Annotated in this window: 12 protein-coding genes and 1 pseudogene; 5 read left to right on the plus strand and 8 right to left on the minus strand. The window is 70.6% G+C overall.

Going from position 1 to position 15,529, the window contains the following annotated elements:
- Window position 1: 1 nt before the first annotated feature.
- Window positions 2-709 (minus strand): response regulator, encoded by a 708-nt coding sequence (locus ACWCPW_RS17765; protein ID WP_449762488.1) that lies wholly within the window; start codon window positions 707-709, stop codon window positions 2-4.
- Between the two features lie 390 nt (window positions 710-1,099).
- Here ACWCPW_RS17765 and ACWCPW_RS17770 point away from each other — a divergent pair, with 390 nt between their 5' ends.
- The gene (locus ACWCPW_RS17770) at window positions 1,100-1,864 is read left to right on the plus strand and encodes a polysaccharide deacetylase family protein (RefSeq protein WP_449762489.1); all 765 of its coding nucleotides are present in this window, start codon (window positions 1,100-1,102) and stop codon (window positions 1,862-1,864) included.
- Between the two features lie 55 nt (window positions 1,865-1,919).
- Here the strand turns inward: ACWCPW_RS17770 and ACWCPW_RS17775 are convergent, their stop codons facing one another.
- The 3 genes from ACWCPW_RS17775 to ACWCPW_RS17785 form a co-directional block, all read right to left on the minus strand.
- Window positions 1,920-3,182, minus strand: coding sequence for an acyltransferase family protein (locus ACWCPW_RS17775; RefSeq protein ID WP_449762490.1), 1,263 nt, complete (start codon window positions 3,180-3,182; stop codon window positions 1,920-1,922).
- Between the two features lie 98 nt (window positions 3,183-3,280).
- The gene (locus ACWCPW_RS17780) at window positions 3,281-4,147 is read right to left on the minus strand and encodes an SGNH/GDSL hydrolase family protein (RefSeq protein ID WP_449762491.1); all 867 of its coding nucleotides are present in this window, start codon (window positions 4,145-4,147) and stop codon (window positions 3,281-3,283) included.
- A 212-nt stretch (window positions 4,148-4,359) separates the two neighbouring features.
- On the minus strand, window positions 4,360-5,331 hold the full coding sequence (locus tag ACWCPW_RS17785) for a helix-turn-helix domain-containing protein (RefSeq protein WP_449762492.1): 972 nt from the start codon (window positions 5,329-5,331) through the stop codon (window positions 4,360-4,362).
- Between the two features lie 114 nt (window positions 5,332-5,445).
- Between ACWCPW_RS17785 and ACWCPW_RS17790 the strand changes: the two genes are divergently transcribed.
- A complete protein-coding gene (locus tag ACWCPW_RS17790; RefSeq protein ID WP_449762493.1) occupies window positions 5,446-7,470 on the plus strand; it encodes a WD40/YVTN/BNR-like repeat-containing protein in 2,025 nt (674 codons plus the stop codon).
- A gap of 521 nt (window positions 7,471-7,991) precedes the next feature.
- The gene (locus tag ACWCPW_RS17795) at window positions 7,992-9,968 is read left to right on the plus strand and encodes a PQQ-dependent sugar dehydrogenase (protein ID WP_449762549.1); all 1,977 of its coding nucleotides are present in this window, start codon (window positions 7,992-7,994) and stop codon (window positions 9,966-9,968) included.
- Here the strand turns inward: ACWCPW_RS17795 and ACWCPW_RS17800 are convergent.
- The 3 genes and pseudogenes from ACWCPW_RS17800 to ACWCPW_RS17810 all read right to left on the minus strand — a co-directional run bounded on the left by ACWCPW_RS17800 (window position 9,881) and on the right by ACWCPW_RS17810 (window position 11,813).
- On the minus strand, window positions 9,881-10,195 hold the full coding sequence (locus ACWCPW_RS17800; protein ID WP_449762494.1) for a helix-turn-helix domain-containing protein: 315 nt from the start codon (window positions 10,193-10,195) through the stop codon (window positions 9,881-9,883). The two genes, ACWCPW_RS17795 and ACWCPW_RS17800, sit on opposite strands and share 88 nt — an antisense overlap.
- Window positions 10,196-10,464: 269 nt before the next feature.
- Window positions 10,465-11,244, minus strand: a pseudogene (locus ACWCPW_RS17805) (AraC-like ligand-binding domain-containing protein); the annotation flags it as partial.
- Window positions 11,199-11,813, minus strand: a complete 615-nt coding sequence (locus ACWCPW_RS17810; protein WP_449762495.1) for a TetR/AcrR family transcriptional regulator — start codon at window positions 11,811-11,813, stop codon at window positions 11,199-11,201. The gene ACWCPW_RS17810 and the pseudogene ACWCPW_RS17805, both read right to left, overlap by 46 nt.
- A gap of 145 nt (window positions 11,814-11,958) precedes the next feature.
- On the opposite strand from ACWCPW_RS17810, the gene ACWCPW_RS17815 reads away from it, so the two are divergent.
- Entirely contained in the window at window positions 11,959-13,455 is a 1,497-nt protein-coding gene (locus ACWCPW_RS17815; RefSeq protein WP_449762496.1) for an MFS transporter, read from the plus strand.
- 168 nt (window positions 13,456-13,623) lie between these two features.
- A complete protein-coding gene (locus tag ACWCPW_RS17820) occupies window positions 13,624-14,733 on the plus strand; it encodes a CapA family protein (protein WP_449762497.1) in 1,110 nt (369 codons plus the stop codon).
- 74 nt (window positions 14,734-14,807) lie between these two features.
- On the opposite strand, the gene ACWCPW_RS17825 is transcribed toward ACWCPW_RS17820, so the two are convergent.
- Window positions 14,808-15,299 carry a hypothetical protein gene (locus ACWCPW_RS17825; protein ID WP_449762498.1) on the minus strand — a complete coding sequence of 164 codons (492 nt, stop codon included), beginning with the start codon at window positions 15,297-15,299 and terminating at the stop codon, window positions 14,808-14,810.
- Window positions 15,300-15,529: the final 230 nt, after the last annotated feature.

Here is a 15,529-nt window from a genome sequence, read left to right on the forward strand (position 1 = left end):
GTCACAGCGGTCCGAATCGGTATCCGAAGCCGCGGACCGTCTGTACGTAGCGGGGGCGGCGAGGGTCGTCCTCGACCTTCCCGCGCAGCCGCAGCACGCACGCGTCCACCAGTCGGGCATCCCCGGCGAAGCTGTGTTCCCAGACGCGTTCGAGGAGGATGTCGCGGCTGTAGACGCGCCCGGCGGAGGCGGACAGGTACAGCAGCAGTTTGAGTTCGGAGGGTGCGAGCGCGAGCTCGGTTCCGTTCTTGGACACGATCAGCGCGGCCCGGTCGATGGTCAACTCGCCGTACCGGTCGAGCCGGGCCGGCGCCGAGTCCTCGGCGGCGCCGTCCTCGGTGTCGGCGGGAACGGCGCGGCGCAGGGCGGCCTTGATCCGGGCGCCCAGGACCTCGCCGCCGGCCGGCTTGACGACGTAGTCGTCCGCGCCCGCCTCCAGGCCGACCACGATGTCGATGTCGTCGCCGCGGGCGGTGAGGATGATGATCGGGAGTTGGTGTCGCTCGCGGATCCGGCGGCACACCTCCAGGCCGTTGATGCCCGGCAACATCAGATCCAGCAGGACGAGATCGGGGCGGAAGTCCTCCAGGGTGGCGAGCCCGGCCTCCCCGGTGGGCGCGACGGCGACCTCGTGGCCGCGCCGTCGCAGTGCGATACCGACGCCTCTTCGGACTGCGGGATCGTCTTCGATAAGCAATACGCGTGGCATGGTGGTGACAATTCCCTGCTGAGTCGTCACGGCGGATTATGGGGGATTGTGTCCGGGCCGTCCGAAGGCGTTGCGGTACGGCAGGAACGGCGGTCTGCGGTGCCGTTCGACTTTACGACGAATTTCGCGGTGGCGATCCCGTCCCGAGCCGGTCGGCGGGCGTGTTGGCGCCTGCTCGCACAGCTCAGGGCCTCCTTGACCACCGTATGGGCCCGGGATGACGGATCTGTGCGCGATATGTGACGAGACGATGACAGCCTCCGGTTTCGATACCCGAACGTGTTTGGCTCGGCGGGCAGTCGAACGAAGACCCGGGATATCGAGACAGGAATATCTATGATGATTGGTGGAATACGTCGCGGCGGCATGGCGAGGGGCGCGGGCACGGCAATGGCCCTCATCGTGACCGCGACGGCCCTCGCGGGTTGCGCCGGCGCCTCCGACGCACCGGCGAACCGGCCCGTCGGCAGCACCCACCAGGCGGCCCGCCCGGCGCCGGGCGCCGCCGGTGTCGAACCGCCGATCGCCCCGCGCCCCAAGGAGGGCGGCAAGGTCGATCCGTCGATATCGCGGCACGCGGAGGACAGCGGCAAGTCGGTCAACCTCACCCTCGACGACGGCCCGGATGCCGTGTGGACGCCCCGCTTCCTGGATCTGCTCGAGAAGCACCACGCCAAGGCCGTGTTCTGCGTCCTGGGGCCCGCGGCCAAGGCCAACCCCGAACTGCTGGGCAGGATCGTCGACGCCGGCCACCGCCTGTGCAACCACTCGGTGCGTCACGACACCGGCATGGACAAGAAACCCGTCGACTACCAGGCACGAGAGATCCTCGACGCCAAGGACATGATCGACCAGGCGTCGGGAGGCCGACGGATCTGGTACTACCGCGCGCCCGGTGGCGCGTTCACCCCGGAAAGCCGCCGGGTCGCCGCCGACCACGGCATGCGTCCCCTCGGTTGGAACGTCGATCCGAGCGACTACCAGCGCCCGGGAGTCGACACCATCGTCACCCGCGTCCAACAGCAACTGAGCAAGGGACCCACCGTGTTGATGCACGACGGCGGCGGCGACCGCGAACAGTCCTTCCAGGCCCTCGAAAAGCTGCTGACCTGGTTCGACGAACAGGGCTACCACTACAGCTTCCCGCAATCGTGAACCTGCTTCGACGACCGGCCACGGACCGCCGAATCGCCCCGACCCCGTAGAACTCTCAGTATCCGGCGGTGAGTCGAGTGATGTCCACGGAGCCCGCCCCGCTGTGGGGCTCCGGTATGACCGCCCACAGGGCCACCATCGCGGCGAACGTGGCCAACAGGGCAACGACCCCGGTCCGACCACGTGCCCAACGGGCCCGAAAGCGGATCGGATCCTCCACCAGGAACTTGGAAAGTACGGCGGCGGCAACCGAAACCGCCGCGATGACAGCCGTCCGCCCCCAGCCGGAGAAGCCGAGACGTTCCTCGTCCAGCAGCAGATAGACCGGCCAGTGCCACAGGTAGAGGCTGTACGAGATCAGACCGGTCCAGCGCAACGCGGTGCCGCCCAGGACACGGCCGACGGGGCTGCCCGGGGCCCGGGTGAGGCAGGAGACGAGGAGGGCGGCGGCCAGCGCGTGGAGGAACATGCCCCCCTGGAACAGGGAAGGGGAATCCTCTCCGTCGGCCAGGACCCAATACGCGCCGAGGCCGCACACCAGGACCAGGGAGATCCACCCGGCCAGGTGCTCGCCCAGGCGGGCCACCGCGCGCGTGGCCGGCGCGGTGGCCGCCATCGCGCCCAGGAGCAGCGAGGAGGCACGTGTGTCCGTGCCCTCGTACACGCGGGTGGTGTCGATGGGATCGGTGAGATCGATCATCAGGGCCAGCGAGGCCAGAGCCCCGGTCGCCGCGACGACGGCGACGTTTCGGCCCGCGTTCCGGCCTCGGGCCACCAGGACCAGGAGCAGTGGCCAGAACAGGTAGAACTGCTCCTCGACGGCGATGCTCCACAGGTGGCCGAAGACCCGGGTGTCGGCGGAGTTCCAGTAGCCCATCTTGTCCGCGATGAAGTGCCAGTTGGCGAGGTTCGCCCCCACCCACGGGCTGTCGTCGAGCGCGTTCCGGATCAGCGCGGGCGAGCCGAAGGCCCACACGAGCAGCAACGTGCCGGACACCATGGCGGCGAGTGCGGGCAACAGGCGGCGGGCACGCCGTCCCCAGAACGCGACGAGGTCGATGCGGCCGTTGCCGGCCGCCGCCTCCTCGAGCAGCAGTCCGCTGATCAGGAACCCGGACAGCACGAAGAACAGGTCGACGCCCAGGAAGCCGCCACCGAAGTGTCCGGCGTGGAAGAGCAGTACCGCCGCGACGGCCACACCGCGCAGACCGTCCAGCGGTCCGATGTGCGGTTTGGCGGAGGTGGGCGGGCTCGCGGTCGTTGTGGACGGCGTGGGAACCCGCCGATGGGTACGCCGGGGGGAGGTCTGCGCAGGCATGGGGTTTGGCTCCGAAAGACACGGGGCGGAACGAGCCTGGGCCCGTTCCGCCCCTCGATCACTGTGCCCGGAAGGGCGAGCGCATCGCCCGGGGCCGACTACTTGCAGCCGAGGCGTCCGTAGACCTTGTCGCCGGTCCACGACCCGGTGGCCCAGCGGTCCACTGCCGCCGGCGTGAAGGAGTACTGCTTGCCGAGTTCCTTGCCCAGCCACTGGGCGAACGCGGCCGATCCCTGCGGGCAGGAGTGGATGCCGTCGTTGCTTCGCTGCGCCTTGGCAGCGGCGCCGTCGGTGCCCCACAGGGCTGCGGCGTCGAGGAAGCGCACCTTGCCCGGGTGCTTGTCCGCCACCTCCCGGGCCGACTTCGGGGCGGACTTGATCGCGGCCTCGTGCGGCTTGTAGAAGTCGTCGATCCTGAACGGCGGCGCGGACACGATGACGAGTTCGGCGCCCGCGTCGGTCACCGTCTTGGCCAGTCGTTCGTAGCTCGCGTGTTGTTCCTCTGCCCTGCCCCAGTCGTAGGTCGTGATTTGGTAGACGACGACGTTCGGCTTGAAGGAGCCGAGTTCCTTCGGCAGTTGTTCCCAGGTGGGTTCGGCCACCTCGCCGATGACACCGCCGCCACCGGCGGCCGCCATCGACTTGAACTCCATGCCGTTGGCCTTCATCGCCGCCCCGAGTGCGGGGGCCTGGACTTCGCCGATGGAGTCACCCATCCACAGCAGCTTGGCGAGCCTGACGTTCTTGTTCCCGGTGGCGGACGGTTCCAGGCCGCCGCGGGCCGTGGCGGATGAAGTGGTGGCCGAGGGGGCCGAATCGGACCGGCCGTCGGTGGCCCCGCTCTTCTTGTCCGAGTCGTCGCAGGCGGTGAGCCCGAAGACCCCGGTCGCGGTGACGAGGGCGATTCCCACGGTGAGCCGGACAGTGCGCCGACGGCGGGTGGAGGGGTTGGTCTCGCTGTTCATGTCGTCCAGTAGAGCCTCCGAAATCCCCGCTCGAAGGGGCCGTCATCGTTTCATCACACGCCGGGAGAGGAACAGTCATCCACCACGAGTCCGCACCCGGATCGTGCGCGCGCAGACCCGAAAGTCGCGACCCTGCCCGGGGCCTACGCCGAGCCGGAGTCGTTCGAACTCCTCCGCACCCTCGTCCTCGGTCTACATCGCTCGCGCCATCCCTACACCCAGCCGCGCCGCACCGCCTGCACCCCGGCCTGGAACCGGTTCTCCGCGCCCAACTCGTCGAGGAGCACCCGCATTCGCCGCCGCAGGCTCCGGGTGCTGGTGCCCAACTGCCGGGCGATCGTCTCGTCCTTGAGTCCGGACAGCAGCAGGTTCAGGATCCGCCGGTCCTCCGCGTCGAGCGGGTCGCACTCCTCGGGGCCGGCGGCGGTGAGTGGGACGGCTTGTGTCCAGAGCCCCTCGAACAGGGTGACCAGGGCGTCGACGAGGGTGGTGCCCCGGATGACGACGCTGCGGGTGATGGGCGAGTCGAGGTGCAGGGGCAGCAGGGCGATCCGGCGATCGGCGACGGACATCTTCAGCGGGATGCCGGTGAGGACCCGGGCCTCTTCGCCGGCCCGCGACAGGCCGGTCACGTCGTCGAGGTTGCCGGGTATCTCGAACGACTCGGGGGAGTAGATCGTGCGGTAGCGGACCCCACGGCCCAGGAGGGTGTGTTGGAGCGGGTTGCCGTGGGCGAGGACGTACGGCGGCCGGTCCAGGCTCATGATCTCCTCGGTGGCCTCCTGCTGGAGCCGGGCGAACCACCGGCCGAGCTCCTCGGCGCTGGTCAGCAATTCGACGCCCTCGCCGGGGCGGGCGGCCTCGCCGAGCGCGCGGTAGAGGGCCTCGAGTTCGGCGGCCGTCTCGGTGACCCTGCCGAGGTCGGCGTGGGCGTTGCGAACCAGGGCGGCGAGGGCGGCGGTGGGGCTGACGGCCGCCCACCGGGTGGGGCGGCCCGAGAGCCGGCTGACCAGACCGTGGCCGCGCAGCCGGGCGAGGGCCGACTGCAGCTTCTCGGTGCCGGAGCCGGTGCGCTCCGCCAAGTCGCGCACGGTGACCGGCGGTCCGGCCAGAACGGTGCGGTAGACCCGCTCGTCGAAGGGCGCGACGCCGACGGCGCCGAACACGAACTCGTCGTTTTCCATGGCGGGCGAGCTTGGCCGATTCCGGCGCCGGCCGCAACCGGACACCGGCCACACCTGGCCGACGTCGGGAGGCGCGACTACAAAGAGCACACCACCGGCCCCATGGGAGACGGAATGTCCAACGCACAGCATTCACGGTCGGGTTCAGCGAAGCTGTCCCGACGCCGACTATTCCTGATCGCCGCGGTGGCCTTCGGCACCGTGTTCGGCGCGTTCGGCGCGGCGCCCGCCGAAGCGCAACCAGTGGCCCCCGACGACCCGACGACGACCCTGGCCACCCGGGGCAACGAGTGGCGGCAGGTCGGCCCGAACGGCAGCGGCGGCATGCTGGCCTTCACCCCCGCCCGGCCCGAACGGGCCTACGTGCAGACCCCGATCGGCAACGTCGTCTTCCGATCCGACGACCGGGGCACCACCTGGCAGCAGAGCAACGAACTGCCCGTGGACGCCACGGACGCCGGCGGCGTCGCGGCCAGCCCGCTCCGGCCCGACGTGGTGTTCGCCGGCGGCCTGGAGAAGGAGAACTGGCACGGGTACGTGCTGCGCAGCACCGACGCCGGCAAGACGTTCACCCGGGTGCTGGACACCCCGGGCCGCGTCAGCGGCGTCGTGTTCGACCCGACCGGCGCGCGGCTGTACGCCATGGCCGCCGACGGCGTGCACGTCACCACCGATCACGGCAACACCTGGCGGCTGCTGCCCGGTTCCCCCGCCGACGCCCGCAACCCCAAGTTCACCGGCGGCGACCTGTACTTCACGTCCGGCGCCGATGTCTGGGTACTCCGCCGGGGCGCGCGGACCCCGGTGAAGCTGCCCCGCCCCGGCTCGACCGGCGCGGATGTCGATCAGTTCACCGGCACCGGTGGCACCCTGGTCGCCAGGGGCGACCTGCAGGTCGCGCAGGTCTCCACCGACCGGGGCGCGCACTGGCGGACGCTGCGCGGGCCGTGGGGCACCGACGTGGTGGTCCTGGCCGCGATCGTGGACGGTTCGGGCCGGCTGCACGTCCAGGTCAACCAGTCCACCGGCGAGATGCAGCAATGGGGCAGCCGCGACAACGGCCGCACCTGGCACGCCGAGGCGGGCCTGGCCCGCATCGACCTGTACGAGTCCACCGGCACCTTCCCCGGACGGCCCGGCACGGACGTGATCTCGGCCGGCGCGGGCATCTACACCACCGACGACCACCAGTCCTTCCGCCGGATCGGGGTGCCCGGCTCCGAGGTGTTGTCGCTGACCGTCGCCCAGGGCAGGTCGGGCCCGGCGATCGTCGCGGGCACCATGACCGGAAGCTACCAGTCGTCCGCGCCACTGAAGAGCCGGCTGCCGCGCGGGTACCAGGAATGGGGTTTCTCCGGCGCCGCGCCGCACACCTTCGGCAACCGGATCGACGGCCTGGCCACCGATCCGTCGAACCCTTCGACGGTGTACCGGGTGCGCAACACCTGCACCTCCGATCAACCCTGCTTCTACCTGGAGAAGTCGACCGACGCGGGCCTGCGGTGGACCATCGTCCAGACCGCCGTGCCGGGCAAGGCACTCGGCATCACGGTCAGCCCCGCCGACCCGAAGCGGCTGTACATCGCCACCCACTCGCCGTCCGCCGTGTACACCAGCAACGACGGCGGCGAGTCCCTCGTCCAGAACGGGCACGACGACCTGAAGGGCTTCACCAGCGTCGCCGTCGACCGGGCCAACCCCGACAGCGCCTGGCTCGGCGGCCCGGACGGGCTGTTCCGCACCACCGACGGCGGCGTCACCCTGAACAAGGTCCTCGACGGCTGGGTGAGCGCGATCGCGCTGAACCCGCGCACCCCGGGCCACGCGGTCATCGCCGCCACGGACGCGATCTACGTGACCACCGACGACGGCAAGCACCTGACGAAGGTGGCCGCCGACCTGACCGGCTCCCTGAGTTCGCTGGCGTTCACCCCGGACGGCTCGACGGTGTTCGCGGGCTCGCACTACTACCTCACCCCGGCGCTCGGGGTGTTGCGCAGCACCGACGGCGGCCGGACCTGGGGCTCGATCACCAGGAACCTGCCGGAGCCGTCGGTGTCGTCGCTGACCGTGTCGGCCGACGGCCGGTGGCTGTTCGCGGGGACGACGTACGGAAGCGTGCACCGACTGGCGGTGTGACCACACACCCACGACGCCGCCCCTGTCCGAACACTCGGACAGGGGCGGCGTCGTGGGTGGGCGACCGTGCGGCAAGTTCCATGCCTCACGCGGCGATTCGGCGGCACGACCGAGGGGCGGTCGGGAGTGAGCCCGCGCATCGAGTGGCGCGTGACCCGTTGACAGGTACACCACCGAGGCCTAGCGTGCTCCATCACCGGATAGGAAAGTTTCCTAACTATCAAGGTCCAGCGCCAACTTCCCCCGCGTGATCGCCCGTTGCCGGATGTCGGTTGCCGTGAAACCTTCGCAGGGACCCGCCCGGGCAGCATCACGAGTCGCTGAGCCGCCCCGCGCTCAGCCCCTCTTCGCTGGAGGACACCGTGAGATGTGTCAAATCCCGGCCGTCCAGGGCGTTCGGCGCCTTGGTGGCCGCGGCCACCACCGCCTCGCTCTGCGTGGCCCTGCCCGCCGCCCACTCCGCTCCGCTCCCTCGCGCCGCCACGTACGAGGCCGAGGCGGCCCAAGTCGTCAAGGGCAAGGTGGAGTCCAACCACGCCGGCCACACCGGCACCGGCTTCGTGAACTTCGATGTGGTGTCCGACGCGTACGTCGAGTTCACCGTCCAGGCGGAGCAGCCGGGAGCCACGAAGCTCGACTTCCGTTACGCCAACGGCACCTCCGCCGACCGGCGGTTGGACATCACGGTCAACGGCACCCAGGCCGCCGACGACCTCTCCTTCCCCGGCACCGGCGCCTGGACGACCTGGAAGACGGCCTCCGTCACCACGGCACTGGCCGCGGGCACGAACAGGATCCGCGCCACCACCTCGGGCGTGGACGGCCCCAACCTGGACAGCCTGACCCTCACCCCGCAGAGCCCGACCGACACCGAGAAGCCGACGGCCCCGAAGAACCTGCGCAAGGACAAGGAGCCGACCGCCACCTCCGTGTCCCTCACCTGGGACGCGGCCAGTGACAACGTGAAGGTCACCGGGTACGACGTCTACCAGCACGGCCAGCTCATGAAGCAGGTCGACGGCTCCACGTCGGCCACCACGGTGACCGGCCTGACGCCCGAGACCAGCTACGACTGGACCGTCTTCGCGCGCGATGCCGCCCCGAACGTCTCCGACGCCAGCAACGTGGTCACCATCGCCACGCTGCCCGCGCCGCCCGACGGCGAGGCGCCCAGTGTCCCGCAGGGGCTGCGCGCCACCGGCAAGACCGCGACGAGTGTCGACCTGGCTTGGACGCCGTCCACCGACAACGTGAAGGTCACGGGGTATGACATCCACCGTGACGGCGCCGCCGCGGGTACCTCGGGGACCGCGTCCACGACCGTCGCGGGTCTGCAGGCCGACACGACGTACAGGTTCAAGGTGCGCGCCTTCGACGCCAAGGGCAACCGGTCGGCGTTCGGCCCGGAGATCAGCGTCACCACCGCGGGTTCCCAGCCGGGCGGCATCCCCGATCCGGGCACGGTGAAGACCCTGGCCGGCGGTGTGGATGTCGCCTGGGGCGTGGCGTTCCTGCCGGACGGCTCCGGGATCTACACCGAGCGGAACACCTTCAACGTCTACCGGTTGACCAAGTCCGGCCAGAAGACGCAGCTCGGCAAGGTGCCCAACTCGCAGACCACCGGCGGCGAGGGCGGCCTCATGGGCGTGGAGGTCTCCCCGAACTTCGCCACCGACCACTACGTGTACTTCCTGCACACCTCGTCCGACGGCAACCGCATCGCCCGGATGAGGCTGGAGAACAACGCGCTGAGCGGCTACACGGTGCTGCTCGATGGCATGGCCAAGAGCCGCTACCACAACGGCGGGCGGCTTCGCTTCGGGCCTGACGGCAAGCTGTACGCCGGCATGGGCGATGCCCAGAACGACTCCCGGGCGCAGGACAAGAACTCGCTCAACGGCAAGATCCTGCGCATCAACCCGGACGGCTCGATCCCGTCGGACAACCCGTTCGGCAACGCCGTCTGGTCCATCGGGCACCGCAACCCGCAGGGCCTGGACTTCGACTCCAAGGGACGCCTGTGGCAGGCGGAGTTCGGCGACAACATCATGGACGAGGTCAACCTGATCCAGAGGGGCGGCAACTACGGCTGGCCCAACTGTCAGGGCACCGAAGGTAGTTGCTCCGGATACATCGCGCCGAAGAAGACCTGGCCGGTGGCGTCCGCCTCGCCGAGCGGCCTGACCATCATCAACGACCACGTGTTCGTGGCCACGACTCGGGGCCAGCGGGTCTACCGGCTGCGCATCGACTCCGGCTCCAACCTGGTCGAGCAGAAGACGTACTTCGAGGGGACGTACGACCGGCTGCGCACCGTGGAGGTCGACTCCGACGGGGACATCTGGCTCACCACGTCCACGGACAAGGACGGCACGGCGGGCAACGACCGGATCCTGCTGATCGACATCGTCTACTCGGGCGGATCCGGCTCAGGGCCCGGCGAGTTCGAGCCGACCGGCGCCGCCTTCGCCGACAACGCCGCCGTCCCCGACGCATAGACCTGCGCCGGGGACGGTTCGGCACGAAGACGGGCTTGGCTCGGGGAGATGCCGTAGGCGTGGCGAAATGCGCGACTGGAGTCGGCCGAGCTGCGAAATCCCCAGCGGGCGGCGATCTCCCCGATGGTCCGGCCGGCGAGCGAGGGATCGGCCGGCTCCTCGCGGCAGTGTTCCAGGCGCCTGCGGCGGATGGTGGAGGCGACGGTCTCGGGCTCGTCGCGGAACAACGTGTGCAGAGTCCGCAGCGAGATGTGCTGGGACGCCGCGATCGCCGCCGGCCGGAGCTCCGGGTTCGCGAGGTGCTGGTCGATGAACGCGCCGATGCGGGTGCGCAGGGCGGCGGCCCGGGTGTCCGCGGGCAGGTCGCGTAGTCGGCCGAGACGAGCCGCGAGGACCGTGTGGCGAGAGCCACGGCGATGTCGTCGAGCCCGGCCAACTCGGCGGAGCCGCAGGAGCGGGCCGCGGCCGGCAGGTCGGACAGATAGCTGCGGAGCAGGGCGGCCGAGCCGGCCAGGCCGGGCAGCCGTTCGCCCAACAGCCCGTCCGCGCGCCCGGCGGCCAACGGCAGGGCGGTACGGCTCAGCCGGAGCAGCGTCAGCTCGACCTGCCCGCCGGCCCCAAGGAAATCGCACGCCAGGGGGTGGGACGTCGAGAACAGCGCCATGTCCCCGCGGCCGAGGCAGGCCACCCGGCGCTGTTGCTCCAGCCGGAGCGCGCCGTCGCGCACGACGACGAAGTAGTAGGCCTCGGTGTCGCACCGGCGTATCTGTAGCGGGGAGCGCCGGGCGGTCATCGAGGAGAACGCGAAGGCGGCCACCTGGCTCCGAGGGAGTTCCACGGATTCCGCGTGCCCGCGGACACCACCGTCGCGCCACCGGCCAGGGCGGCCGTCGAAACCGCGGCGCAAAGCGCCTTCTTCATGCGCATGACTACCCCCGTAGTCAAAGGAGTTCGCCCAGTGAATTCCCGGCGGGTTCGCCGCATCGATCCGCCTGGGGGACCAGGAGATCCGATCGGCGGTGATCCAGGCCGCCGGGTGTGATGTCCCCGCGACGGGGACGTGATCGACGGTTCCACTGTGCGGCACACAGGTCGGCCGGGTCTTTGGCACTCGGCGCGGGGACTTTGTACATCCCGTGCGGGGCGGGCACCGGGGACCGGCGTGCGCCGAGTGCGCGACGGCCGTGCGCTGTGTGCCGGCGACCAGGGGCCGCGCCTCGTCGGCACACGTCAGCGGCAGCCCGAGTTCGGCGTTGCAGTCCCGGGTCGAGGCCACAACAGTCGGTCGACCAGCCCGTCGACGTAGTCCGGGGTGAGCGGGCCCACGCCGAACAAGACGCGGATGTACATCGGGGCCAGGATGTGGTCCAGCACGCCGAACGCGTCGGGTGCGTCCTCGCCGCGTTCGCGGGCGCGATCGAGCATGGACTGCAGTTGCCGGGTGCGTTCGGCGCGGAGGTCGTCACGCGCCTGCAGGCCCTGCCGGCCGTTGCTCGACAGGGCGACGACCAGGTGCAGCAGCGCCGGGCCGTCGGGTCCGGTGATCTCGCGGGCCACGTTGGCCGCGTAGGTGCGCAGGTCGCCGGCCAGGCTCCCGGTGTCGGGCATCGGCGACCGCGCGTTGAGGCGGGTGAGCGCCACGTCGGTGAGCAGGGTTTCCAGGCTGCCCCACCGGCGGTAGATGCTGCTGTCGGCCACGCCCGCGCGGGCTGCGACGTCGCCGACGGTGAAGTTGCCGTGGCCGCGCTCGCTGATCAGGTCGGTGACGGCCTGGTGTACCTCCGCGCCGACGCGGGCGCTGCGCCCGCCGGGCCGTCGGGCTCGCTCTCGCTCTCGCTCGTTCATGCCCCCACCTTAACGCAATCGTCACTTGCGTTTGTGAGGCAACCTTCCCTACAGTCGCCTAACGCAGCCACTGACTGCTTTAGAGCGCCGGAGGCCGACCGCGTCGGCCGTGGAGAGGCGCAACCAACGACCGAGAGGAATCCCCATGGCTGCAACGCCCGCGGCCGTAGGCAGTCGACCGAACCGGGCCGTGCTGCTCACGGTGACCTGCCTGGGCCAATTCATGGTCCTGCTCGACAACACGATTGTTGGAGCGGCGCTACCCGATATGCAGCACCGGCTGCACACTCGGCTGACCGGCCTGCAATGGATCGTCGACGCGTACGTACTGCTGGTCGCCATGCTGCTGCTGTCCGGCGGTGTCTTCGCCGACCGGTTCGGCCGCAAGCGGGTGTACCTGACCGGCGTGGCGGTGTTCACCGCCGCGTCGGTGCTGTGCAGCCTCGCGCCCTCGGTCGGCTGGCTGGTCGCCGGTCGGGTGCTGCAGGGCATCGGGGCCGCGGCGCTGAGCCCCGCCTCGCTGGCCCTGCTCGCCGCGGCCCATCCCGTGCCGCAAGAACGCGTCAAGGCGATCGGGCTGTGGGCCGGATTCAGCGGAATCGGCCTGGCCGCAGGCCCCGTGGCCGGCGGTGTGCTGACGGATGCCTTCGGCTGGCCCGCCATCTTCCTGGTCAATCTGCCCATCGGCGTGGTCCTTCTGCTGGTCGGTCTGCGCAGCCTTGAGGAGACCCGCAATCCGAACGCCCCCGCGATCGACATCCCGGGGACGGTGCTGTCCGTTCTGGGGGTGGGGGTGCTGACCTACGGGCTGATCGAGGGTGGTGCCGCCGGCTGGACGTCGCCGGTGATCCTGGGCAGCTTCACCGCCGCGGTGATCCTCCTCGCCGCCTTCGTCGCCGTCGAAGCGCGCCGTTCCGCTCCGATGCTGCCGCTGCGACTGTTCCGGCAGCGGCAGTTCACCGTCTCCAACACCGCCATGGTCGTGGTGGGGTTCGCGCTCATGGGCTCGTCGTTCTTCTTCTCCCAATTCTTCGTGTACGTCCAGGGCAGCTCGATCCTGCGCGCCGGCCTGCAGACCCTGCCGACATCCCTCGCCATGGTGATCGTCAGCCCGTACGCGGGCCGGCTCGCCGTCCGATACGGCTTCCGAATCGTGGTTACCACCGGCCTGGCCCTGGCCGGCCTGGGACTGCTGGCGCTCGGCATGGTGCACGCCGACACCGGCTACGGGAACGTGTGGTGGCGGCTGGGAGCCGTCGGCATCGGCTTCGCCCTGACCCTGTCCCCCCTGACGGGAGCCGCCATCCAAGCGGTCGGCCCGCAGGAAGGCGGCCTCGCGTCGGGCATCAGCAGCACCACCCGGCAGATCGGCGCGGTACTCGGTGTGGCGGTACTCGGAGCCATCGTCCGCACCCGGCAATCCGGCGGCGCCTCCTTCGAGACCGGCCTCAACAGCGCCTTCCTCGCCGCCGGCGCCGTCACTTTGGCCACCGCCGTGTTCACCGGCCTGTGGCCGGCGAGGTCCGAGCCCGCGGAAGGCTCCGCGGCGCCGCAACGTTCCACCGATCCGGACGCGGTCACCGCCTCGAACGAGGCATCCGCTACATCCGGCTCGACGGCACGGACGAGTTCGCGAAGGTAATGCACGTCAAGGACGAGCGCACTCCCCACTGCGGCCCCGGGGCGCCCCGGGCACGAGCCCGTTCCGGGCGTTCGCCGGGCGCCGCCACGCCGTCTCGGTCAGCCGGTGCGACGCCGTGCGCGGAGGTGGGGCCCGGGGCCTGGTGCCCGGGGGTGGAATCCTTGAAGGATGAGCAAGCGCCACGTGACGCTGTGTCTGTGCGGAGACGTGATGCTGGGCCGCGGCATCGACCGGATTCTTCCGCACCCGGGGGATCCGTCGCTGCGCGAAAGCTTCGTCGGCGACGCGCGCGAATACGTGCGATTGGCGGAGGAGGCCAACGGACCCATTCCGCGACCGGTGGCATTCCGTTGGCCCTGGGGCGATGCGCTGGAGGTCCTCGATGCCGAGGCGCCCGACGTGCGGATCGTGAATCTGGAGACCGGCATCACCACCAGCGACGACTTCGAGCCGTTCAAGGCCGTGCACTACCGGATGCACCCCGACAACATCCCGTGCCTCGAGGCGGTCCGGCCGGACGTCTGCGTCCTGGCGAACAACCACCTCCTCGACTTCGGCCGTACGGGTCTGGCGGACACCCTCGACGCGCTGCACGGGGCGGGGCTGCGCACCGCCGGCGCGGGGGCCGACATCGAGGAAGCCCGGCGCCCCGCGGTGGTGCCCGTCGGGGAAGACGGGCGGGTGGTGGTCTTTTCCCAGGGGACGCAGTCCAGCGGGGTGCCGCCCGGCTGGGCCGCGAGCGCGAACCGCTCCGGCGTCGACCTCACCCATGAGGGATCGGAGCGGGACGCCGCGGAACTCGTCGAAAGGGTGGGCCGGGCGAAACGCCCGGGGGACGTCGTGGTCGCGTCCGTGCACTGGGGGTCGAACTGGGGCTACGACATCGAGCCGGCGCAGACCCGATGCGCACGTCGCCTGATCGACGGCGGCGTGGACGTCGTGCACGGTCATTCCTCGCATCACCCGCGGGCGATTGACGTGTACCGGAACAAGCTGATCCTGTACGGCTGCGGCGATTGCGTCGACGACTACGAAGGGATCCGCGGCCACGAGTACTACCGCGACGACCTGCGGCTCCTGTATCTCGCCACCGTGGCCCGCGATACGGGAGAGCTGGTCGGTCTGCGCATGGCACCGCTGCGCGCCGTCAGGATGCGTCTCCGGCGCGCCCCACGCGTCGATGCCGAGTGGCTCGCGGCAACGCTGACCCGGGCCGGCCGGCCGTTCGGGACCGAGGTGCACCCCGAGCCCGACGCCTGGCTCACGCTCCACCGCTGACCGGCGGCAGCGCCTGCGTCCCCCGACCCCCCACCCCCTCGACGCGGCCCGCCGCACAGCGAGCAGTTCGACAGCTAGAGTTCGTCGGGCGCCGGCACGCGGCCCGGGCCGGTGTGATCGACACGCTCCCGCTGGGCAGCGGTGTCGGAGTGTCCGCGGGTGCGCAGGCGCTGTTTCATCTCCGCCTCGTGGAGATGCCGCCTGCCGCCGACCAACTCCTCGCGCAGGCGTTGTTCGGCGTCGGCGAACGGCTGGTAGTACGTGTGGTCGTACGCCTCGACGATCTCGAAGGTCCACTGTCCCGGGATGACGTCGCGACCGGCGATCTCGGTCGCCAGGACGCGGGCGGCCTCCTCGTGCCCGGCCCGGCACAGCATGTCCACCGCGTCCTGGAGGATGCGATCGGCGCTGCCGGTGAGCTGATGGAACGCGTAGAGGTGACCCCGGGCGCGGGCGGTGTACTCCCACGCCTCCGACAATCTCCCGACGGCGGCCACGGTGGCGTCGTCCACCCCGGCGGGGCGACGGTGGGGATCATCGGAGGGCAGCGAAGTGGAATCGGGCACAAGACGTCCTCTCGCCGGGCGGTTGCGCGTCGCACCGCTGCTGCTCCCCATGCCCGGGGACGGGGGCCGGTCACGAGCGCCGGTCCGGTGGTCCTCGGGGTCCCGCTGGGCGTCCCTCACGAGCTCCGCCGGATCCTCGTCCGTGTCCTGTGGCCTCATGACAGGGATCCCGTGGCGGCACCCCGCCCGTGCCCGTGCCCGTGAACCGATGCCGGTAATCGTTGCGGCTG

The organism is Embleya sp. NPDC001921 (assembly GCF_053594475.1).